At 45.9% G+C, this 22345-nt stretch carries 18 protein-coding genes and 1 riboswitch; of the genes, 7 read left to right on the top strand and 11 right to left on the bottom strand.

Going from position 1 to position 22345, the window contains the following annotated elements:
* The first annotated feature begins 274 nt into the window (after positions 1-274).
* On the top strand, positions 275-1585 hold the full coding sequence (locus G3R49_RS10080; protein ID WP_245335330.1) for a MipA/OmpV family protein: 1311 nt from the start codon (positions 275-277) through the stop codon (positions 1583-1585).
* A gap of 42 nt (positions 1586-1627) precedes the next feature.
* Here G3R49_RS10080 and cobO read toward each other — a convergent pair whose 3' ends face one another.
* The 8 genes from cobO to G3R49_RS10040 form a co-directional block, all read right to left on the bottom strand.
* The gene (cobO, locus tag G3R49_RS10075; RefSeq protein WP_167869571.1) at positions 1628-2263 is read right to left on the bottom strand and encodes a cob(I)yrinic acid a,c-diamide adenosyltransferase; all 636 of its coding nucleotides are present in this window, start codon (positions 2261-2263) and stop codon (positions 1628-1630) included.
* Positions 2260-3798: a cobyric acid synthase gene (locus tag G3R49_RS10070; RefSeq protein ID WP_167869740.1), complete on the bottom strand. Its 1539-nt coding sequence runs from the start codon at positions 3796-3798 to the stop codon at positions 2260-2262. Before G3R49_RS10070 ends, cobO begins: the two co-directional genes overlap by 4 nt.
* A gap of 169 nt (positions 3799-3967) precedes the next feature.
* Positions 3968-4600: a bifunctional adenosylcobinamide kinase/adenosylcobinamide-phosphate guanylyltransferase gene (gene cobU / locus G3R49_RS10065; protein WP_130601415.1), complete on the bottom strand. Its 633-nt coding sequence runs from the start codon at positions 4598-4600 to the stop codon at positions 3968-3970.
* Positions 4597-5385: an adenosylcobinamide-GDP ribazoletransferase gene (locus G3R49_RS10060; protein ID WP_167869570.1), complete on the bottom strand. Its 789-nt coding sequence runs from the start codon at positions 5383-5385 to the stop codon at positions 4597-4599. The genes cobU and G3R49_RS10060 overlap by 4 nt, the downstream gene beginning before the upstream one ends.
* 71 nt (positions 5386-5456) lie before the next feature.
* Complete coding sequence (gene cobT, locus G3R49_RS10055) at positions 5457-6506, bottom strand: nicotinate-nucleotide--dimethylbenzimidazole phosphoribosyltransferase (protein WP_130601411.1); 1050 nt, start codon at positions 6504-6506, stop codon at positions 5457-5459.
* Between the two features lie 51 nt (positions 6507-6557).
* Entirely contained in the window at positions 6558-7583 is a 1026-nt protein-coding gene (locus G3R49_RS10050) for an iron ABC transporter permease (protein WP_245335347.1), read from the bottom strand.
* A 77-nt stretch (positions 7584-7660) separates the two neighbouring features.
* Positions 7661-8518: an ABC transporter ATP-binding protein gene (locus G3R49_RS10045; protein WP_167869568.1), complete on the bottom strand. Its 858-nt coding sequence runs from the start codon at positions 8516-8518 to the stop codon at positions 7661-7663.
* Between the two features lie 66 nt (positions 8519-8584).
* A riboswitch (cobalamin riboswitch) is annotated at positions 8585-8761 on the bottom strand.
* Between the two features lie 255 nt (positions 8762-9016).
* Positions 9017-9718: a histidine phosphatase family protein gene (locus tag G3R49_RS10040; protein WP_167869567.1), complete on the bottom strand. Its 702-nt coding sequence runs from the start codon at positions 9716-9718 to the stop codon at positions 9017-9019.
* A 225-nt stretch (positions 9719-9943) separates the two neighbouring features.
* Between G3R49_RS10040 and metH the strand changes: the two genes are divergently transcribed.
* The 4 genes from metH to G3R49_RS10020 all read left to right on the top strand — a co-directional run bounded on the left by metH (position 9944) and on the right by G3R49_RS10020 (position 16687).
* Positions 9944-13660 (top strand): methionine synthase, encoded by a 3717-nt coding sequence (gene metH, locus G3R49_RS10035; RefSeq protein WP_167869566.1) that lies wholly within the window; start codon positions 9944-9946, stop codon positions 13658-13660.
* Between the two features lie 230 nt (positions 13661-13890).
* The gene (locus G3R49_RS10030) at positions 13891-14919 is read left to right on the top strand and encodes a YHYH protein (protein ID WP_245335329.1); all 1029 of its coding nucleotides are present in this window, start codon (positions 13891-13893) and stop codon (positions 14917-14919) included.
* Positions 14919-15512: a hypothetical protein gene (locus G3R49_RS10025; RefSeq protein WP_167869565.1), complete on the top strand. Its 594-nt coding sequence runs from the start codon at positions 14919-14921 to the stop codon at positions 15510-15512. Before G3R49_RS10030 ends, G3R49_RS10025 begins: the two co-directional genes overlap by 1 nt.
* A gap of 161 nt (positions 15513-15673) precedes the next feature.
* Positions 15674-16687, top strand: coding sequence for a PD40 domain-containing protein (locus tag G3R49_RS10020; RefSeq protein WP_167869564.1), 1014 nt, complete (start codon positions 15674-15676; stop codon positions 16685-16687).
* 34 nt (positions 16688-16721) lie between these two features.
* Here the strand turns inward: G3R49_RS10020 and G3R49_RS10015 are convergent, their stop codons facing one another.
* Together G3R49_RS10015 and G3R49_RS10010 are read right to left on the bottom strand one after the other, a co-directional pair.
* Entirely contained in the window at positions 16722-17921 is a 1200-nt protein-coding gene (locus tag G3R49_RS10015) for a GGDEF domain-containing protein (RefSeq protein WP_130601397.1), read from the bottom strand.
* A gap of 233 nt (positions 17922-18154) precedes the next feature.
* Positions 18155-19156: a cytochrome-c peroxidase gene (locus tag G3R49_RS10010; RefSeq protein ID WP_167869563.1), complete on the bottom strand. Its 1002-nt coding sequence runs from the start codon at positions 19154-19156 to the stop codon at positions 18155-18157.
* Positions 19157-19732: 576 nt separating this feature from the next.
* Between G3R49_RS10010 and G3R49_RS10005 the strand changes: the two genes are divergently transcribed.
* Positions 19733-20401, top strand: a complete 669-nt coding sequence (locus G3R49_RS10005; RefSeq protein ID WP_130601393.1) for a cold shock domain-containing protein — start codon at positions 19733-19735, stop codon at positions 20399-20401.
* A 133-nt stretch (positions 20402-20534) separates the two neighbouring features.
* On the opposite strand, the gene pbpG is transcribed toward G3R49_RS10005, so the two are convergent.
* On the bottom strand, positions 20535-21425 hold the full coding sequence (pbpG, locus tag G3R49_RS10000) for a D-alanyl-D-alanine endopeptidase (RefSeq protein ID WP_167869562.1): 891 nt from the start codon (positions 21423-21425) through the stop codon (positions 20535-20537).
* 220 nt (positions 21426-21645) lie between these two features.
* Between pbpG and rpiA the strand changes: the two genes are divergently transcribed.
* The gene (gene rpiA, locus G3R49_RS09995) at positions 21646-22305 is read left to right on the top strand and encodes a ribose-5-phosphate isomerase RpiA (protein ID WP_130601389.1); all 660 of its coding nucleotides are present in this window, start codon (positions 21646-21648) and stop codon (positions 22303-22305) included.
* The last annotated feature ends 40 nt before the right edge of the window (positions 22306-22345 follow it).

Here is a 22345-nt window from a genome sequence, read left to right as displayed (position 1 = left end):
CTCAAAAGAAAAAGTGAGTTCAACAAGCATGGTTTGGTATTTAGGGATGCTCAATAATCATAGGCAGCAATGTTTTAGTGCTTGATTGCAACTGCTAGCTCAGCAACCTTTCCATTAGTCATTCATTTTCAGACTAATTCGATAATAATCCGCTATCCTGATAACATTCCTTTATCATTATTCGTGTAATGCCCTCGAGCGGAATACAGTGCCACTTATGATTCGAAATATGTCTTACCAGCTCATCAAATTGATTAGCTTATTAATACTCCCAATGAGCTTGGCATATGCCAATCCCTCTCAACGCGACAATGACGAAACCACTCAAGCGCAACCACAAATATCCGATGGTCTGCGATATGACACCTGGGGCATAGCTATCGGTGTACGCCGAGGAGATATCCCATACGCTGTTGAAGATGATGAAGTATACGATGTGCTGCCACTGCTCAAGTATCAAGGCGCATATGGCTTCATTGACGGTATGGAAGCCGGACTACATCTTTGGAAAAATGATGCTCACCAAGTGAACGCGTATACCCGGTTTCGATTTGTAGACATCCCCAAAGAGCTACAAAATGAATCTCAGGCCCAGGCCTTTGATTTTGGTCTGCAATACAAGTTTAACGATGGCCCATGGGAAGCAGATGTCGCACTGCTTTCTGACTCCAACAAACGTGGTTACATGTATACACGTGCTAAATACCATTGGCATAATGGTGATTGGGATCTGATCCCTTATGCAGAGCTCCAATGGAAAACCGATAAGTTTAATCAACACTATTATGGTGTCGGTACATATGATGCCGAAGGAGGGTTACAATTCAACGCCGGCATCACCGCCCGCTACCATGTGTCACGTAACCTCTACTTATTAGGCAAGTTTGGCGTCGGCCGACTTGAAGACGCTGTCGCAGAATTGCCGACAATTGATAGCCAATATCAGTATGAGAGCTTCCTAGGATTTGGTTTCTTCCCCGAGCCTGGCAAACAACGTTTTGACCACAGAAACCCAAGTGCAACGGAAGATAATGATCAATTCTTACGTATTGCTCATGGTTGGGCGACCCCTTCAAACCTTAGTGATATTTTATCGGGCAACGCCGAAAAAGACCCTTACAATAACCAAATGACATCCTTGTTTTACGGCACAAGGTTGACTGACACCTTATTTACTTTACCTATAGAGTTGTATTTCACCCCAGGTGCGGTATGGCATTATGACTCGGAAGTGCAAAACGATATTGTCGAGGCAGTTGTCGCCATCAAGGCATTCTACACCTTCAAGTTTGGCCCTCGCTGGCGCTTAGGGGTAGCGGAAGGCCTATCTTATGTTAGCGATCTTACTTATATTGAAGGCTCAGAAATCGCAGAAAAAGGCTACAAGCCATCTAAACTGCTCAACTATCTAGATTTCTCATTTGAGGTCAATATTGGCGATGTTATTAACAGTCAATCAATGCAAAATTTGTGGCTCGGGTATAGTATTCACCACCGCTCTGGCATATTTGAGTCCAGCTCAGCGTTTGGTCGAATTAAAGGGGGCAGTAACTACCAAACTGTCACCCTGCAATGGCATTTTTAGCCCAGTCACTTCTGGGCGGTTATGCCGTTCTGCACAACTAAACTAATAGTCAAAACCAAGCTGAGCTTTTACACCCGCATTAAAAGCGTGTTTGGTTGGCTGAACTTCGCTGACGGTATCTGCAAGTTCAATAATGTCGCGGTGACAAGCGCGGCCTGTAATGATGACGTGTTGCATGGCTGGGCGTTTATTGAGCGCGTCAATAACCCGTTGTAAATCTAAATATTTATAAGTCACCATGTAGGTTAGCTCGTCCAGCAATACTAGGTTAATTGACTCATCTTGCAGCAGTTTTTCAGCAGCTTGCCAGGCATCTAATGCCGCCGCAGTGTCCTTTTCTCTATCTTGCGTTTCCCAGGTAAAGCCTGTGCCCATAACATGAAAATCAACGCCGTTTTTCTCAAGTAAGTTGCGCTCACCGCATTCCCAGCCGCCTTTAATAAATTGCACGACAGCCGCTTTTTGTCCGTGCCCCACTGCGCGCGTAACTGTGCCAAATCCAGCAGTTGATTTACCTTTACCATTGCCGGTGATTACCATTAGCACGCCTTTCTCAATTTGTGCAGCTTCAATTTTGGCATCAACTTTTTGTTTTACTTTTTGTTGTCTCTGCTTGTGACGCTCGTTCTTGTCGACCTTGGCATTCTCATTAGTGCTGTTATCTAGTTCGGTACTCATCTGATTATCCTTATCAATTTTTCAATGTCTAAATGCTGCTCAAGCACATCGGCTAGGCGCTCTAGTTGCTGCTCGCGTATCTGATTAATATCAATAGGTTGTGCCTGCTCTAGTCCTGCCCAGCTAAGTAGCTGCTGACAAGCCTGCTTTGAGTCGAATAGGCCGTGTACATAAGTGGCAAAGATTTGCTTATCTTGGCTTTCAAAACCATCTTGATAATGATTACCTCGTAAGTCACTAATGGCTACTGGTTGTTTATCTATTAGTGGTTCGGCTGCTGATTGTGCGGTGCTGTGCGCGAAAAGTTGCGACTGGCCGCAGTGGATTTCATAACCTGTAATTTCTGTAGTTTGTCCGTTAAGGGTTAACTTGCCAGTGACTTGCTTGAGGGCTTTATCTTGTTGCAATACGGTGTGCATTGGGATTAAGCCTAAGCCCTGTGACTCACCCGGTTTATCCTCAATACCATGCGGGTCGTTAATGCTTTGCCCAAGCATTTGATAGCCGCCACAAATGCCAATAACCTTGCCGCCATAGCGAAGGTGTCTTAGCAGTAATTCATCCCAGCCCTGTTGTTTTAGGAAAGCTAAGTCGGCGCGCACATTCTTACTGCCAGGCAAGATAACTAAATCTGCCTGCTCGAATGCGGTTTTGGCATCATCATTAATGCTAACGTAGTTAAAGTTAACTTGTGGGTGTAGCCTTAGCGGGTCAAAGTCAGTGTGATTACTAATGCGTGGCAGCACTAATACCAGTACATTCAGTGCTTGCTTAGTGGTTGTTGCGCCGCCTGAAACAAGCGCATCTTCAGCATCTAAATGCAGATCGTGCAAATAAGGCAGTACCCCAAGCACCGGCTTTTGGGTGTGCTGTTCTAGCCAGTCAATACCAGGTTGCAGCAAACTAATATCACCGCGAAAACGGTTTATTACAAAGCCTTTGACTCTGGTTTGCTCAGACTCACTCAGCAGTGCTAGGGTGCCTACAAGGTGAGCGAACACACCGCCTTTATCAATGTCTGCGATGATAATCACCGGGCAATCAGCTTGTTCAGCGAAGCCCATATTGGCAATATCGCCTTCACGCAGATTAATCTCAGCAGGGCTGCCAGCGCCTTCAATAAACACTAATTGGTATTGCTGTTTAAGCCTGTTGTATGACTCAAGTACGGCTTTTAATGCTAGCGATTTATAGTGTTTACTCTCTGGCCCAAAAAACGCTTTTGCTTCGAGCGTTGATAACGCCTTGCCGTGAATAATCACCTGCGCGCCAGTATCTGAGCTTGGTTTTAGTAGCACAGGGTTAAAGTCGGTATGCAGCGGCTGTTTGGCAGCTATGGCTTGCAGTGCTTGGGCGCGGCCTATCTCGCCACCATCTGCGGTAACTGCGCTATTGAGCGCCATATTCTGTGGCTTAAATGGCGCAACGCGAGCATCACAGTTCACACCTTGGCGGGAAAGCATGCGGGTAAACAAACGGCAAAGGCCGGCAACTAAGGTGCTTTTACCTGCATCTGAAGTGGTGCCTTGCACCATTAATGCGCCAGTAACCTGCTCGGTTTGCAATAACTCTTCATTGGAACTTTTATTTAAATCTTTAGACAAGGGCTGTCGTTACTCTTTTGATTGGCTTGCTGGGTTATGTTTATGGGTTTGGGCTGCTCTCGCTGGTCTTTAGTTGCTTCAATCGCAGCCGCTTTGTCGATTATTTATCGCCTTTTAAACTCAGTGGCAAACCTGCAACCACCAGTGTTACTTGATCAGCGATTTGAGCAATAGCCTGATTCAGCCAGCCTGCTTCATCAACAAACTCGCGCGACAACTCACCCATCGGCACTATGCCTGAGCCAACTTCGTTACTAACAATGACCAAATTTGATTTCATTTTTGGCAATACCGCTAATAATTGCTGCTTTTGTTGCTGCCAGTTCTGGCTGAGATTGACCTTATCTAACTGGGCGCGAACAATAGCGTTGGGCTGAGCATCACGCAGCGCAACCGCTTCATCACTGCTGTCACCTTGTTTTAGCAAGTGTTGGGTTAAATAAAGAGTTAGACAATCAACAAAGATGGTTTGATTAGGTTTATCAATCAGTTTGAGGGTTTCAGCTAGATAAAGCGGCTCTTCTAATAACTGCCACTCAATCTTTAGCTCTGGGTGGGTCACGTGGGCGCGGTCTTGCTGATGACGCTCAATGCGTTGGTGCATTTCATCATCAAACGCCTGAGCCGTTGCCAAATAAACGCAAGACTGACCAAGGTTGGCAAACTTTGCTACCGCTGACTCACCAAAGTGACTTTTGCCACTGCGGGCACCGCCTAGAATAAGTTGGATCATGAATTAAACCCCACTGCCAATAAAATCATATAACAGACAATTTCAGCGACTTGCTGACTTGCCCCTAAGGTATCGCCCGTGTAGCCACCAATTTGACGATTAAAACCAAAGCATAGCAACTGCCTAAGAATATAAAGACCCACTAATAAACTAAAACCTGCCACTGACGGTAAACAAAACAACACAGCTAATCCCGTCAGCAACAAAATCATTAAGTCATTAATGTGCTGCTCGTTAGCCAGCGGCTTCACTTTACTGACATCAATGTCTTGCACATAGCTTTCGGTAAATATCATGCTAGACGCCAGCACGCGGCTAAGCGTGTGTGCAACAACCAATGCGCTACAAGCCACCCAAGGGCTGTATAGTGCAAGCTCAATCAACAACTGCCATTTAAGCGCCAGTATCAGCACTAGCGCTAACACGCCATAGGTGCCAAGGCGCGAGTCTTTCATAATGTTGAGCTTGTCTTCGAGTGTCCAACCGCCACCAAAACCGTCGGCGGTATCGGCTAAACCATCTTCATGGAACCCACCAGTGATCAGCACACTGGCGATCATCGACAGCATTACCGCAACGCCGATAGGCAACACTAGCTGAGCCAGATAAAACACCAGTGCTGAGAGTGCGCCCACCAGCAAACCAACCATACCAAAGTAACGACTGGCGCGATTTAAATTATCATCGCCATAATCGACCCATTTTGGCACAGGGATGCGAGTGAAAAAGCTAAGCGCAACTAACAACAGATTTAGCTGACTTGCACTCACGCTCGGCTTTTCCATCTATAACATTCCCCTATTTAAGTCTTAAACTGATCAAGTTAATTAAGGCTTAAAATGATCGCGAAAAGCGACTAAACAACATCTTCTACACCGGCTGCGGCAAAGCTTGCCATGTCGTTATAAAAATTAATTGCAGCTTGAACCAGTGGCAATGCTAACGCCGCACCCGTGCCCTCACCCAAACGCATATCTAAATCTAGCAGTGGCTCAGCTTTTAAATGCTCTAACATGATTCTGTGTCCTTGCTCATTAGATTTATGAGCAAAGATTAAGTAATCACGCGCATCTGGGTGTAATTTAACTGCAGCAATGGCTGCAGCTGTGGCAATAAAGCCATCAATAATCACCATCATTTTACGGTCTGCTGCTGCCATAATGGCGCCAGTCATTTGCACAATTTCAAAACCGCCTAAGTGCGCCAAAATGTGGATAGGAGATACAAGCTTACTGCGGTGCAGTTTCAGCGCCTCGTTGATTAGGGCTGATTTTCGCTCAAAGGTTTTATCATCAATACCTGTACCGCGACCAACACAGCGGCTCACATCTAGCTCTAATAACGCTGCCATCATTGCGGTTGCCGCAGAGGTGTTACCTATGCCCATTTCTCCTAACGCAATCAGGTTTGAGCCAGATAAATGATGACGCTCAACCACTTCTTCTGCATAACCAAAACCATGACGAACTTGATCAATACTCATCGCAGGCGCTTGGTGAATGGCGTTGGTACCTTCACCTAATCTATGCTGAGTGACACCGCGATAGTTATCCAATGGTTTCGCGATACCGCAATCAATCACTTCAAGGTTAAAGCCCATTTGCTTGCTAAACACGTTAATCGCAGCGCCGCCAGCAACAAAGTTTTGCACCATTTGTCTGGTGACATCAATCGGCGCAATCGACACGCCAAACTTGGCAATGCCATGGTCGCCAGCAAATACCAACATGCCGGGTTGGGTGATTTCCAACTTTTTACATTCAGAATCTTTGCTGAGCTGCACTCTAGCAATTTGCGCAGCTAGCGGCTCTAATTTACCCAAAGCGCCTAACGGCTTGGTCTTTTGATTAATGGTGAGAGCGATTTGCTCATCAAACTTGCGACTAACCGGATCTACTGCAAACATCTTGACTCCGAAGTACAAAATCTAATAACGCCGGGCACTGAACTCAGTGAGTTAACGACGGCGACGTAAAATTAATAAGAAAAATACACTACCAATGGCTGAGGTAATAATCCCCACCGGCAGTTCCTGATTCGCTAGGATGCATCTAGCGACCACATCAACCCAAACTAAAAATAACCCGCCAAACAAGGCAGTAAGTAATAATGGCGACCGCCCAGGTAGGCACAAGCGTATAGTATGCGGGATCATCAAGCCAACAAATCCGATGCCTCCGCAGCTTGCCACCAGCACTGCTGTAATTAACGAGCAAAGTAACAACATGCTTAAACGCAAACGCGCCACATTAACACCCAGCGTGTGCGCAGACTCATCGCCCGCCTGCAGCGCCATAATTTGTCGTTTAAATGCTAAAATCACCAGCAGGCTGCCAACCACCACCAGCGTAGGTAATAGCAAGCCACTCCAACTGGCTTTGGCAAAACTGCCTAAGGTCCAAAACAGTACCGACGCGGCCGCTTGCGGGTCTGAAAAATACAACACTAGTGTGGTAAGTGCGCTAAACATGAATGAGGTGGCAACGCCCGACAACAACATGCGCTCAATTTGCGCATGTAATCCGCTGCCGGATAAAGCCAGCACCAGCAGCACCGACAAGCTCGCGCCTATAAATGCACCGATTGGCAAGCTAAACTGCGCAAGCGGGTTATCTTGCCATTGGGCGAGCAATGAATAGTCAAACCACTGCCCAAATACGCTAAATACCACCACAGCGCCAAATGATGCTCCAGCACTTATGCCAAATAAATAAGGGTCGGCCAGTGGGTTACGAGTCACGGTTTGCAGCACACTGCCCGCAATGGCAAGGCCTGCGCCTGCCACAAACGCCAGAATAACCCGAGGAAAACGAAGCTCAAAAACGATGCGCTCAACTAATGGGGATACAGATTCACTACCTGAACCTGCAGCGTCGGAAAAAGTAGCGCCGAAAACTTTAGCGCCTAAGCCAGTTACAATATCGCTAAAGCCAATATTGGCTGCGCCAAAGCTGGCTGCCAGTATAGGGGTAATCATCAGCATGATGCCAGTTAACACACAAGCGAGATAATAGCGCTGCGTCTGTTTATCTACCTGCGCTATTGGTTTAGTTAACCGCCCTAGCATTGCGCAGACTCCTTTGACCCAAACTCCGAGTCCAGTTGAGAATGTTTGCTATAGCTAGGAGTATTAAGATCGCTTGAACCTTGGTAACCATAGAAATAAGTAATCAATGGGCTTTGGTTTTGTGGATGCTCACCAACCTGGCAGCACACACCAAATACATCACCAATGCGAGATTCGGTCAGTACCGTTTTAGGCTCTCCATGGGCAACCACTTTGCCTTGATGCAACATAACTAACTCATCACACAAGGCGCTTGCGAGGTTTAAGTCATGAATTGAGGCAATCACGGTAATGCCTAGACTTTTTACCAGCTCAAGAATTTGAATTTGATAGCGCACATCTAAGTGGTTAGTCGGTTCATCTAGCACCAAAATTTGTGGCTGCTGCACTATGGCGCGGGCAATGAGCACTCGTTGTTTCTCACCACCTGAAAGCGCATTGAACATCTGCAAGGCTTTATCGCGCAGCCCTACCTGCTCAATCGCATCACTCACTTGCTGTTTATCTTCTTTGGTAAGCCTTGCCATTAACCCTTTGTGCGGAGTCAGCCCCATCGTCACTAGCTGAGTAACAGTTAACTCCACATGGGCTGGGGTATCTTGTTGCACCACAGCAACATTGAGGGCTAATGACTGCGACGAGTATTCCTCAATCGGTTTGCCTAACAAGGTAATGTCACCGCTATCTGGGGTGATGTAGCGGTATAAGCAGCGCAGCAAGCTAGATTTACCCGCACCATTCGGGCCGATAACGCCGAGCATCTTGCCTTTATCAAGACACAAACTCACATCATCAAGAATAAGCTGTTTACCCACCGTCCAACTCACGGCGGATACAGAAATGGCTGTCATAAACTACTCCGCTGAGTAACCCGCTCAGCATCAATTAGGTAAACTGGATTTGATTTATCCTGCAGGACATCTGCAAGACATCGGCATAGGTATCTGACTTAGGCGGCTTGTTTCACTAACTTCATTCACTTCAAAGGTGAAGTTAAACAATAACCACCATCACAGTTGCGGGTACAGTTCGGGATTGCCCGATTCCCTGATGCCAAATCAAAATGAATTTAAATATGGGTTAACCGTCAAGGCAAGAGCATGAGTGCTCTAACCATCGGAGCACACGAACTTTGATAGCGCAAGACGCCGTAAAATCGTCCCCTATGTTTACATTATGGGCTCCACTTTAGCATCCCTGCTAAAGAGGCTTGCTACCTCAAAGCTCATATACTCCCAATACACATGAATAACAGGTGCGATAGACATTCACAATTGAGGTCAACCTTCATATAACGCTTTGATTATCGCCTAACTTAAGCGACTCTCCAATAGCCGTTACAAAATCCTTTATATTTCAGGCCAGTTCAAACAAAACTGACAATTATCAATATCATCGCCCTCGACATACACATCCAAACTTAACAGCGCCGCATAAGGCAGTTTAAAGTGACTGAACATTGAGGCTGTTTGCCCCGTACTTAATACATGTGCCAGCAAGGCTTTTATCACCCCGCCGTGAGTCACTATTAGCGCGCTAGGCACAAATGCCTCTGTTTCCCCACTGTGATTAACATGAGTGTTGGAGCTCATATTGGCACTAATATTGGTATCAGGTTCAATCTGCGCCACCTCATTAATCACAGGCTCTAATGCTAGCAACACCCGCTGCTGAAAACTCAATAAAGACTCACCATTTTCTGGAGTATGTTGCTCATCCCATGGATCGCACCAGTAGGCTTGCATTTGTTCATCATAGTCTTGATAAAGCTGCTCGAAAGATTGCCCATCCCACACGCCAAAGTCGATTTCTTCTAGCCCTTCAACCAGCTGACATTCAAGGGATTTTTCCTTTGCGTACCCCTGACTCCAATTGGCGCAGCGCTGCAGCGATGAACTAAACACTCTATCAACGCTTGGCTCAATGCGTGATGCTGCGCGGCTCATTTGTGCTTGTCCAGCATCAGATAACGCGACATCAACCTTACCACGCAGAATTTGTCCGCCCTCACATTCACCGTGGCGCAATAACCACAACTTAATAATTTTCATAAAACCGCCTTGCTCTATTCTAAGCAACTCGCTTATTATGGACGTCTATACGTATAAAAGTCTAAAACTCCGAGCTGCTAGACTCAACTAGTTTAGTTATTTAAATCATTAAATACCCATAAATAGTTAGTTAGATAGCGACATTGTGGTAATAAATAATACTCAGCACAATGCTACACGCGGATGATAAACGGCAATAAAAGCTTACTTAGAGGTACCTTAGTAATGGATAAAGCGCGTTCCCATAGCCAAACCCTACAGCAACTAGAGCAATTGCTAGAGCAGCGCACGCTGTTTTTAGATGGCGCTATGGGTACCATGATCCAGGACTACAAGCTCGAAGAAGCTGACTTTAGAGGTGAACGCTTTAAAGACTGGCACTGCGATGTCAAAGGCAACAATGATATGCTGGTGTTAACCCAGCCAAATATCATCAAGCAAATCCATCGCGAATACCTGCTCGCAGGTTGTGACATTCTTGAGACCAATACCTTCAATGCGACCACCATCGCCATGGCCGACTACGATATGCAAGCGCAGTCAGCCGAAATTAACTTTGAAGGTGCGCGTCTTGCCCGTGAAGCCGCAGATGAAGTAGAGGCCGAGACAGGTCGTAGCTGTTTTGTTGCCGGTGTGCTTGGCCCAACTAACCGTACTTGCTCTATCAGTCCAGATGTAAATGACCCAGGCTTTCGTAATATCCACTTTGATGACCTTGTCGCTGCCTACACTGAGTCCACTCAAGCGTTAATCGACGGCGGCGCTGACATCATTCTGGTTGAAACCATTTTCGATACCCTTAACGCAAAAGCGGCACTATTTGCCATTGAGTCAGTATTCGACACTATTGGCGAGCGCTTGCCAGTGATGATTTCGGGCACGATTACCGATGCGTCAGGCCGCACCTTAACCGGGCAAACCACCGAGGGGTTTTACAACTCGTTAAGGCACATCAAGCCTTTATCTATCGGTCTTAACTGCGCCCTAGGTCCAAAAGAGCTGCGCCCTTACATCGAAGAGCTAGCTCGTATTTCTGAGTGCTACGTGTCTGCGCATCCTAATGCGGGTCTACCAAATGAGTTTGGTGGCTACGATGAAACGCCTGAAGAAATGGCTGAGGTGATTGGCGAGTGGGCTCAAGCTGGCATGCTTAATATTGTCGGCGGCTGCTGTGGTAGTACGCCTGCCCACATTAGCGCGATAAAACAAACCGTTGAGCAATTTGAGCCGCGCAAGCTGCCAGATATTCCGGTGGCCTGTCGTTTGTCAGGTCTAGAGCCGCTGACCATTGATTCAGACTCACTGTTTGTCAATGTGGGGGAGCGCGCGAACGTGACTGGCTCAGCTAAGTTTTTGCGCCTTATTAAAGAAGAAAAGTTTGAAGAAGCGCTGGATGTAGTGCGCGAGCAGGTTGAAAACGGCGCGCAGATCATCGACGTCAATATGGATGAGGGCATGCTTGATGGCGTCGCCAACATGCAAAAGTTCTTAAACCTTATCGCATCTGAGCCAGATATCTCCCGCGTACCAATCATGATCGACTCATCAAAGTGGGAAGTGATTGAAGCGGGCCTTAAGTGTGTTCAAGGCAAGTCCATTGTTAACTCGATCTCGATGAAAGAAGGCGAGCAAGCCTTTATCGAGCAAGCCACCCTGGTTAAACGCTACGGCGCAGCTGCCATTGTGATGGCATTTGATGAAGACGGTCAGGCAGATACGCGCGAGCGTAAAACCGAGATTTGTACCCGTGCCTATCATCTATTGGTAGATGTGGTTGGCTTCCCGCCTGAAGACATTATTTTTGACCCGAACATTTTCGCGATTGCCACTGGTATCGACGAGCACGACAACTATGCTGTCGATTTTATTGAGGCGATTAAAGACATTAAAGCCACCCTGCCCCACGCCATGATCTCAGGCGGCGTGTCGAATGTGTCATTCTCGTTTCGTGGTAATAACGTGGTGCGTGAAGCCATTCACGCGGTGTTCTTATACCATGCGATTAAAGTCGGCATGGACATGGGTATTGTTAACGCAGGTCAGCTAGCCATTTACGATGACATCGACCCAGAGCTAAAAGAGAAAGTTGAGAACGTAGTACTTAACCTTCCATGCCCAGTTGAAGGCACCAGCAATACTGAAATTTTATTGGACGTAGCAGAGAAGTTCCGCGGCGACGGCAAACAAGCAGGTAAAAAAGAAGACCTCGCCTGGCGCGAGCTGCCTGTTGCTGAGCGCTTATCTCACGCCCTAGTAAAAGGCATTACAGAGTACATTGACCAAGACACCGAAGAAGCGCGCCTACAAGCCTCAAGACCACTGGATGTCATTGAAGGGCCGTTGATGGACGGCATGAACGTGGTGGGTGATTTATTTGGCGCAGGTAAAATGTTCCTACCGCAAGTGGTAAAATCAGCTCGGGTTATGAAAAAAGCGGTTGCCTACCTCAACCCATTTATTGAAGCCGAAAAAGTCGAAGGACAGTCCAACGGCAAGGTGTTGATGGTGACCGTAAAAGGCGATGTTCACGACATTGGCAAAAACATTGTTGGCGTCGTGCTCGCGTGTAACGGTTATGAGGTCATTGATCTTGGGGTAATGGTACCGGTTGAAAAAATCATTGAAGTCGCCAAAGCCGAAAACGTCGATATTATCGGGATGTCGGGGCTTATCACTCCAAGTCTTGATGAGATGGTACACAATGTAAAAACCTTTGAGCGTGAAGGCCTAACCTTACCTGCCATCATTGGCGGCGCCACCTGCTCGAAAATTCACACAGCAGTAAAAATTGCACCGCACTATCCACATGGCGCTATCTACATTGCAGATGCTTCACGCGCCGTACCTATGGTCTCTAAACTAATCAACGACGACACCCGTCACACTACGATTGATGAGATATATAAAGAATACGACGTAATGCGAGAAAAGCGTCTGTCACAAACCAAGCGCAAAAACATTGTCTCTATAGAAGATGCGCGGGAAAACCGCTGCCAACACGATTGGGATAACTATACGCCGTTCACCCCAAAAGTGCTGGGCAAGCAAGTGTTTGATGACTACCCATTAGAAGATTTAGTCGACCGTATCGACTGGACACCATTTTTTAGAAGCTGGGAGCTGCACGGCCGCTTCCCAGATATTCTTGAAGACGAGGTAGTCGGTGAAGAAGCGCGCAAGCTGTTTAAAGATGGTAAAGCCATGCTTGAAACCATTATCAAAGAAAAATGGCTGACCGCCAAAGGCGTCATTGGCTTGTTCCCTGCCAATACAGTTAACCATGACGATATTGAGCTATATACCGATGAAAGCCGCGAGCAAGTACTGATGACGACTCACCATCTACGGATGCAACTTGAGCGCGTAGGTAACGACAACTTCTGTTTAAGTGATTTTGTCGCACCAAAAACTAGTGGCGTTGCGGATTACATGGGTGGATTTGCAGTAACCGCGGGGCATGGCATTGATGAGCATATCGCACGTTTTGAAGCCGCTCACGATGACTACAACGCGATTATGCTCAAATGCTTAGCGGACCGCTTAGCTGAAGCCTTTGCTGAGCGTATGCATGAACGTGTACGTAAAGAGTTTTGGGGCTACGCGTCTGATGAAGCCTTAGACAATGAAGCGCTGATTCGCGAGAAGTATAAAGGCATTCGCCCAGCCCCAGGCTACCCTGCTTGCCCAGATCATACAGAAAAAGGCCTGCTATGGGATTTACTTAAGCCCGATGAGTGCATTGACCTGAATATCACAGAAAGTTACGCCATGTACCCAACGGCAGCAGTGTCTGGCTGGTACTTTGCTCATCCACAATCGCGCTATTTTGGTGTGACTAATGTCGGTAAAGATCAGGTAGAAGACTACGCTAAACGTAAAGGGATGACAGTTGCTGAAACCGAGAAATGGTTAGCACCTGTGTTGGATTATGATCCTGAGTAGCTTTTGATGTTAAAGACGCGGCTGAGTACAACCGAGATTCAACAGCAATTATCAGCCGCAACTCACATCTCGAAATAACAGTAAGCTCAAAAACACCTCCAATCACCCAGCGGTTAGCTTATTAAACTATTGGACAGACAAATCTGCACGATCTCTGCACATTTTCTACATCAACGATGCACATTTACCTACTAGGCTACAATTAACAAACTGTTAACTGGAGCCTGGTTATGACATTTACCCGCTTGTTCAACCTTCAATGTACTCACCTTGCAATCATATTAATGGCTAGCCTAACGCTAGTCGGCTGCGGCGGTGACTCTGATAATCAAGCTGCGAGCGAAACACCTGTCTCTGACGGCTCCGAGGACAACTCTGGAGAAGATTCGAGTGGCGACTCAGGCGATAATTCGGGAGACACAGGTAGTTCGGGGCTGACCGCTAATGTGCTTTGTGACTATGAAAATAGCAGCTACAACGAGTCGCCATCGGTAATGAATACCAGTAATGCCAAATGGACATGCGATAGCAACGCTAGGCTGCTAGATGCCAACGGCATACCTGATCATGCAACTGGCGAGTTTCCCAACTCTGGCAACCCAAACTACATCTATGAATATGATGTAACTGCTAGCTACAGCTTAGACCCGGTGCAAACCGATAATGCCACCACACTTGGTGGCCCACGAGGCGTGCTGGGTTACGTACTTAATGGTGTAAAAATCGATGCCAGTACAGCAGGTACCTGCGATGACTCGGGCAATAACTGTAGCTTGATTGGCAATGAAGGCAACTGGAACATCGAAGCCCTCGGTCAATCGAACTTTAATTTTGGCACCGATGACAATAACGCGCATGTACAACCTGACGGTCAATATCATTACCATGGCATGCCAGAAGGGTTTATCGAATTACAAGGTGGCGGCGAAGGTCGTATCACCTTAATTGCCTGGGCGGCTGATGGTTTTCCTATCTATGCGCGCTATGGCTATGACCAGGCTGAAAATGCTAGTTCAAGCATTCGCCCCATGCTGGGCAGTTATCAACTCGTTAGCTCTACAAGTAGCAATCGCCCCAGTGTTGATATCTACCCTTTAGGTACCTTTGCTCAGGACTGGCAATACGTCGCTGGCAGCGGCGATTTAGATGAATGCAATGGCCGCTTTGGTGTTACACCCGAGTTTCCGCAAGGCATCTATCATTATTATGCCACTGACACCTACCCTTACTTTCAACGTTGCATCAAAGGGGCGATATAATGTCACTAAAGACCTCTTCCCTTTGGCTCGTGTTAACGCTAGTAGCAGCGTTTGTTAGCGGCCAGAGTAACGCTCACATGATGGTGGCACAAAAAGGCACGCTGAACATAGTCAATAACCAAGTGTATATGGTGTTATCTCTACCGGTGTCAGCCTTTAATGGAATTGATGATGACCAGGATGAACTGTTATCAAGTGCGGAACTTGAGCGTCATCGCCAATTCATTAAGCAGCAAGTCTTATCGCGAGTGCAACTGTCTAGTGTGGATATCACAGAGGAAGGTGCGGCGGTAAGTACAGCTAAAAGTGCAGCCCACAAAGATCAACTGCCACTTCGCGGCATCATGCTATCACTGGCTTCCCATGGTAAATCGCCCTCAAAACAGCTCATTGTGCTGGGTCAATTTACGCTTAAGAGTAATCAACTCGATAACCAAAATTATCGGCACGCCAGCCTTGAATTCGCTGTAGACACATTTGGCACCGAGGCAAATGAACAGCAAATTGAAATGACCGTGACGCAAGATAAAACCAATCGGCGAACATTGTTGTTTACACCAAAGCTTGCCAGTCAACAATTGCAGCCACACTGATAAATGCGAACTTTGATTCACATTGGTATTTAATCAGGTTATGATGTCGACAATTTAACCAGTGCCTGTATTCGGCAGGTTCTTCGCTATGCCGTAAGTTGCTGGTTTTGTATCGCAAGCCTTGTGTTTATGACCAAGAGCAGCCCCTAACAGGAAACATCATGACCGACATTCACCACAAAGCATCGACTCAGCTGAAAAGTAAACTGACATTTGCAGCAACACTATTACTCACCGGAAGTGCGCTAATTAGCAGCCAAATAGCCTGTGCGGCAGATACGACTAATATCAAAAAGGCTAGCAAGGCTCCATATTACAACCCTGCGGCTTACGATAAAGCAGTCGAGTTCGCTCCTGGCATCATCTCAACCCAAGCGCATTTTGAGATCAACACTGTGTTTAATAAAACTGGCGATAAGGTGTTATTTGCGCGCTGCAGTGATGATTTTAGCCGCTGCACCATGATGGAATCTGACTACAAAAATGGCCAATGGCAAACGCCAAAAGCCCTGCCCTTTTCCGGTAAATACCTTGAAGCCGACCCTTATTACAATGCCGACTATAGTCAGGTCTACTTCGTATCAAAAAGGCCAATTAATCAAGGCGAGGCGCTGGCAGAGACTGTCAACATTTGGCGGACTAAGCTTATTGTTTCAGCAGACGGTGTTTCTGGAGATAGTGGCTCAGGGGATAGCTCAAGCTGGGAGGCGCCAGAATACCTAGCGGAGCTAAGCTCAAATGCTGATGATTTATATCCATCGATTACAGATAGTGGTGACTTGTACTTCCCTTCATTTAGAGATAACCGCCGCACCATGTATGTAGCTAAAAAACAGGGGGAAAATAGCTTTGCTAAACCTGTCGCCTTAGATGAAGCTATCTTTGGTAAAAATGCCAGTATTGGCGACTCTATGGTGAGCCGCGATGGCACGGTAATGTTGCTGAGCATTAAGGGACGTGCAGACAGTTTAGGTAAAGGTGACTTGTACATTGCCCGTAAGGTCAATGGCGAGTGGACCAAGGCCAAAAGCTTAGGTGATAAAGTGAATACCGCTAACCATGAATTCACCCCAATTATATCGCCAGATGGCAAATACCTATTCTTTACCCGAGTAGAAAATGGTCGCGGCAACCTTTATCAAATTCATCTCAATGCGCTAGATAATGTTGAGTAACCCTAGACAATGAGGGGCTTTGCCCCTCAGCAAATTAAAATGACGGTCTGGCTTCCAATAAAATAGGCGCATCACCATCATGGAAGCTCACCTGATTGCGTCCCTGGCGCTTTGAGTGGTACAGGGCAAGATCTGCTCGGTGTAATAGCTCTTCCCAATGAGGGTCGTCCCGCTCTTGCTTGGCAATACCAATGGATACAGTCAGCGGAATTGAATGCCCTTTAAACTCCAGCGGCGAGTTCTCAATCCGCTGCTTAAGCCGCTGTGATAACAGGTGCAAGTTCACCACATCTTCACCGCTAAACAACAGCAAAAACTCCTCACCACCGTAGCGGAACAAATGATCACTGGTTCGCATCGACTCCTGGGCTAATTTGGTTACATGCTTAAGCGCCATATCACCAAACTGATGCCCAAAGTCATCATTAATCTTCTTAAAGTGGTCGATGTCGATCATCACAATACAAAAATCGCTATTACCTTGTTTGCCCGCATCAAATGCTTCCGATGCCACGGTATCAAGTGCGCCGCGATTCATCCAGCCGGTCAGCTGATCTGTATGCGAAGCCTTTCGCAGGGCTATTTCTTGCTTGCGGAACACAATCAAACCACAAGCCATGTTCACCAAAGACAAAAATGCTAATACCGCTAGGGAGCCAGAAGTTTGCAAGAACTCATCACCTGCTTTGGTTAATGGTAGTTGCTGATCAAATACCACCACCAAAAAGCGCACAAACTGCTGAGTGAAGAAAATCACCTCAGCAAACATTAAAGGAAAATAAGCAATGTGATAATCCGGCGCCTTAGATACAGCGCGGATAAGCACCCACAGCACCGACAGGTTTATCACCATCAATAGCGGGTAAATAATTAATAAGCGATTGGTAATGGTATCAAGCAACCCTGGTACATAATGACAAATAAACAGTGCCAGTGACGCGAGAATTGCCACGTCCCATCTTGGTAATAACCCAAGGTGACGACGAATGCCAACCCAAATCGCAAGATGAGCCAGCAGGTACAACATATTGGCTAGAGCTGGGCCAAGAATATACGGTACAGGACCATAGTAGCTGAGCAAACCAATACAGTTACTGATAAAAAAGAACAATCCAGATAACGACCAATCTACAAGGCAGCGGTTGCGGTTGCTTGATAGGTATAGCGATAACAGCGTAAGGAACATAATGGCACTGGCCATCGCTGTCGAGACTTGTAGGGTGTAAGCGTCCATTGCTTGTCACTCGAGAGATTATTTACAACATAAGGGTTTTACCACTATACCGATTCAGGCAAAGCATTTCAGTATCGGTGATAAACATAACCCTCGCAGTCAGTATTAAGTAGGATAATTTGCATTAAATTCCATCACTGGTAGCTTTAAACATAACAAAATCTAAAACTAAAAAGCGCGCCAGAGTATCTGACACGCTTTTAACCTAACTTGGTTACTCAAGCAAAAAATGATTACTTAAACGGCACTGGGCGAGGTGTATTAGCATTTGATGGCGGTAAGATTGGCAAGGTTATTTGTGGTTGCTCGCCAGTTAATGTTTTTAAGAACTCAACCATTTGCTTAGTTTCTTGCTCGGTTAACGCCTGCCCTAACTGAATGTCAGCCATGGTGTTTACGGCTTCTTCTAAGGTCCATACGCTACCATCATGGAAGTATGGGTAGGTTAGCTCAATGTTTCTCAGCGTTGGCACCTTAAACACAAATTTGTCGGCTTCTAAACCCGTTACCGCTTTGCGCCCCTCTGATGGGTTATCGGTGTGGAAAGGTTTCACTAAGCCCATCTTCATATACATGGTACCGCCTACTGCTGGGCCATTGTGGCATGCAGTACAGCCTTGATCTTTAAACACCTGATAGCCAGCTTTCGCATCTGCACTAATGGCATTTTCGTCGCCTTGAAGATACTTATCAAAGTCACTGTGTGGCGTTACCAAGGTTTTCTCAAAGGTGGCAATCGCATCGGTAATACGGTCGATGTTCACCTCTTCTGAGCCATAGATTTTTTCAAAACGAGCAACATAAGCTGGCATTGAGCGAATAGTGTCTACTGCTAGGTCATGGGTATAACCCATCTCTTTTGGATTCGCGATAGGTCCCGCCGCTTGCTCTTTTAAGTCCTTAGCGCGGCCGTCCCAAAACTGTGCCAGCATAAAGTCGGCATTAAGCACAGTTGGAGAATTAATCGGTCCTTGTTGCCACTCGTGGCCGATGGATGTAGGTAGTGCATCAACACCGCCTAGCGATAAGTTATGGCAAGAGTTACAAGAGATAAAACCCGACATAGACAGTCTTGGCTCAAAGAACAGCATTTTGCCTAGCTCAACTTTCTCAGGCTCAGTAATTTTTGCAGGCTCAATAATGCTGATAGGCTCCTCGGCATTAGCAACCCCAAAGGATAATGCACAGCTAACAGCGAGAGTCGATAAACTCAAAGACGTAAGTGACTTGGTCATGTTTAAACCTTATAAACTATGTGGATTTGGATACAGAGTAATTAGTCACTGTTTATGGGTAAATCAACATAAATAGATTAAGTCTATCTAGAGATTAGATAATAAAAACATGACCTTAGTCACTGATTAATTCGATAGAGGTGGTAGGTTAAGCGCTAACGCTCAATTTGTATGACTTTTTTGACTGCTTAGATAGCAAAAGTGTGACACGTAATTGGATGTAAATACGGTAAACATGATTAAATGTCGACTAAGTGTATAAAAAAGTGACAACTGTGCCGCCCTCTCAAAGATACAAATTGAAAAATAGTTTGTCTTTACTCTTTGCTTTCCCAGTAATTATCATATTTTAAAACAACATGTTACAGATTCATTAATATTTGTAGTAGTGGGCCCAACGGACCATTTGTTTAATGAAGTTACTATGATTGCCTAAGTACGCATATATACCGTACTTTTGCCTATTTGCGCATCACCGCTCAACGTCCCTTTAGGGGTTAAGCGGTGATAAAGCTTTGTTTAAACATCACCCTACCTGGCTCCTAGTCCACTATATAAAGTAACTAAGGAAAGCACGTGAAAGGTGAAATCATCTCGTATATGTCGAGCAAGAAATATGGTTTTGTAAGAGGTGAAGACGGCGAGAGTTACTTCCTCCATATTTCGAGCCTAGGCAATCCAGAATTAGAACCTCAGCTTGTACCAGGCGTTCAGGTAGACTTTACCCCTACCCCAACACCAAAAGGTATTGCAGCAAAAGAGGTCAGCATTTGTCGCTCATATTTTGTTAAGTCACTTTCTGACTTTATTACCACTAAACATAAGACGCCAAAATCGGGGGCAATTGAAGTTGGACACAGTGTTACTACCCGCTTCTTTAAAGACCCTAATCAAGGGCGTGAGCATTTACGTCAAATCGCAGATAAGATGGGCTGTAATGCCATATTAAATCTACGTAGTGAAAAAGAAATGTTTGCCAAGGGTAGCCAGCGCATCACTATGTATGCATTTAAAGCTGATATATCAATTGTGACAGAGCTGTCACCGTGCAGTGAGCAGTCTCAACAAGATGCTTCATTTGCTGAAGTTGATACTAAGGTAAAACAAGCAAGTAGCCTTGTTGCTAGCATTAACGATACTGAACAAACAGAGCGTAACAAGCAGCTAAGAGACAACTCTTGGATGTACAAGGTAGCGGCAATTGCCTCCATCGCACTCCTTGGTTTAGCCTTGCTAATTGATTAACGTGCTTTAGCAGTTAGCAATACAAACTCAGGTATAAAAAAGGAGGCTAGATTTAGCCTCCTATTTTCGTTGCTAACAACAGCAAACATCTATTCGGTGAAGTGCTGAAATCGCAAACGACTGATATTAGTAACTACTGAGTTTGCTTCTGCTGTTTGTATTTTTGCGCCTCTTTTGGCACCTTGGATACCTTGCCAGTTTCAAGATACCGCTTAAAGCGATTGGCGTCAGCTAGGTGAGTGTATTTACCAAATGCGTCTAGCACCACAAACGCAACTTCGCGCTTATTCATTTCAGCCAGCATCACTAAACATTGCCCAGCTTTACTGGTGTAACCCGTCTTGGTTAGCGCTATATCCCAGCTATCCTTGAAAACCAACTTATTGGTATTGTGAAAATCGAGCTTGTAACGTGGTTTAGAAAAAATAACATGGCGCTTTGGCATTGAGCTCAAACGCTTTAGCTCTGGGTAACTCTGGCTGGCTTTTAACAGCTTAATCAGATCGCTGGCGCTAGATACATTGCTCTCCGACAAACCACTTGGCTCATCAAAATGGGTTGAATTCATCGACAGCGCTTTCGCTTTCGCATTCATTGCTTTAACAAATGCTTTAAAGCCGCCGGGGTAATGATGGGCAAGTGACGTTGCCGCGCGATTTTCTGAGGCGATAAGCGTCATGATCAGCATATTTTCGCGGGTAACTTTACTGCCGATACGAATACGTGAGTGCACGTTGCGCATAATAGGCGATTGCGATACATCAACGGCAATCTTTTCTTTTAACGGTAACTTAGCATCAAGCACGACCATTGCCGCCATTAGCTTAGATACCGAGGCTATTGGGCTCACCTCATCGGCATTTTCAGCATGCAAAACTTTATTGGTCTTTAAATCCACCACCATCACGCTGTTAGCGGCAAGCGGTTGTTTAGAAAGTACATCTGACTGAGCAAACGCATTGAAATGGCTTAATGCCAACAAACACCCAGCAACTAATGCGGATGAAAAACAAAAACGAGACATATTATTATGATAATTAACCAAACCCACCCGAGTATACGACAATTACATAGGAATTTAACCTAAGCGAAAACACTCGCCGAAAGTTTAAGCAATTGCTAACCTAAATGGTTTATCACAAGCACAATCTCTAGAGCAAAAAATACCTCAAGTTCTCCCTCTTATTTGAAGCAAGTTTTGCTATAATCTCGCCAATTTAATCATACCCTATGGAATTCAGGCCATGACTCAAGACGAAATGAAAAAAGCCGCAGGCTGGGCTGCACTAGAATACGTTGAACAAGGTGCGATTGTTGGCGTAGGCACAGGCTCGACTGTGAATCACTTTATCGACGCATTAGCAACGATCAAAGATGATATTGAAGGCGCAGTATCTAGCTCTGAAGCTTCAACTGAAAAGATGAAGTCTCTTGGCATCGAAGTGTTCGACTTAAACAGCGTGCCTGAGTTCGATGTTTATGTTGATGGCGCTGATGAAATCAACGGTCACATGGACATGATCAAGGGCGGTGGCGCGGCGCTAACCCGCGAAAAAATTGTTGCCGCTGTGGCCAAGAAGTTCGTTTGTATTGTCGACAACACTAAACAAGTCGACATTCTTGGCGAGTTCCCACTACCAGTTGAAGTTATCCCTATGGCGCGCTCTTATGTAGCTCGTGAACTAGTAAAACTTGGTGGTGACCCGGTGTACCGTGAAGGTGTGGTGACTGACAATGGCAATGTGATTTTAGATGTTTACAACATGAAAATCATGGACCCGAAAGCACTAGAAGAAAAAATAAACGCGATTGTAGGTGTGGTAACTAACGGTTTATTCGCTCATCGCGGCGCAGATGTACTGCTTGTTGGTACGCCTGAAGGGGTAAAAACCATTAAGAGCTAATTGGGCTTTATCGTCTATCTTTGCGTGATAGGCCTAAAGT

The organism is Shewanella sp. WXL01 (assembly GCF_012263345.1).
Classification (GTDB): domain Bacteria; phylum Pseudomonadota; class Gammaproteobacteria; order Enterobacterales; family Shewanellaceae; genus Shewanella; species Shewanella maritima.
The sequence above is the reverse complement of the archived record's forward strand: the minus strand, read 5'-3'. Positions and strand labels throughout refer to the sequence as shown.

Excerpts from the sequence above, each read along its gene's own strand:
- G3R49_RS10080 (WP_245335330.1), top strand. The coding sequence starts at position 275 with ATGAGCTTGGCATATGCCAATCCCTCTCAACGCGACAATGACGAAACC.
- cobO (WP_167869571.1), bottom strand. The coding sequence starts at position 2,263 with ATGAGTACCGAACTAGATAACAGCACTAATGAGAATGCCAAGGTCGAC.
- G3R49_RS10070 (WP_167869740.1), bottom strand. The coding sequence starts at position 3,798 with ATGGTGCAAGGCACCACTTCAGATGCAGGTAAAAGCACCTTAGTTGCC.
- cobU (WP_130601415.1), bottom strand. The coding sequence starts at position 4,600 with ATGATCCAACTTATTCTAGGCGGTGCCCGCAGTGGCAAAAGTCACTTT.
- G3R49_RS10060 (WP_167869570.1), bottom strand. The coding sequence starts at position 5,385 with ATGGAAAAGCCGAGCGTGAGTGCAAGTCAGCTAAATCTGTTGTTAGTT.
- cobT (WP_130601411.1), bottom strand. The coding sequence starts at position 6,506 with ATGTTTGCAGTAGATCCGGTTAGTCGCAAGTTTGATGAGCAAATCGCT.
- G3R49_RS10050 (WP_245335347.1), bottom strand. The coding sequence starts at position 7,583 with ATGCTGATGATTACCCCTATACTGGCAGCCAGCTTTGGCGCAGCCAAT.
- G3R49_RS10045 (WP_167869568.1), bottom strand. The coding sequence starts at position 8,518 with ATGACAGCCATTTCTGTATCCGCCGTGAGTTGGACGGTGGGTAAACAG.
- G3R49_RS10040 (WP_167869567.1), bottom strand. The coding sequence starts at position 9,718 with ATGAAAATTATTAAGTTGTGGTTATTGCGCCACGGTGAATGTGAGGGC.
- metH (WP_167869566.1), top strand. The coding sequence starts at position 9,944 with ATGGATAAAGCGCGTTCCCATAGCCAAACCCTACAGCAACTAGAGCAA.
- G3R49_RS10030 (WP_245335329.1), top strand. The coding sequence starts at position 13,891 with ATGACATTTACCCGCTTGTTCAACCTTCAATGTACTCACCTTGCAATC.
- G3R49_RS10025 (WP_167869565.1), top strand. The coding sequence starts at position 14,919 with ATGTCACTAAAGACCTCTTCCCTTTGGCTCGTGTTAACGCTAGTAGCA.
- G3R49_RS10020 (WP_167869564.1), top strand. The coding sequence starts at position 15,674 with ATGACCGACATTCACCACAAAGCATCGACTCAGCTGAAAAGTAAACTG.
- G3R49_RS10015 (WP_130601397.1), bottom strand. The coding sequence starts at position 17,921 with ATGGACGCTTACACCCTACAAGTCTCGACAGCGATGGCCAGTGCCATT.
- G3R49_RS10010 (WP_167869563.1), bottom strand. The coding sequence starts at position 19,156 with ATGACCAAGTCACTTACGTCTTTGAGTTTATCGACTCTCGCTGTTAGC.
- pbpG (WP_167869562.1), bottom strand. The coding sequence starts at position 21,425 with ATGTCTCGTTTTTGTTTTTCATCCGCATTAGTTGCTGGGTGTTTGTTG.
- rpiA (WP_130601389.1), top strand. The coding sequence starts at position 21,646 with ATGACTCAAGACGAAATGAAAAAAGCCGCAGGCTGGGCTGCACTAGAA.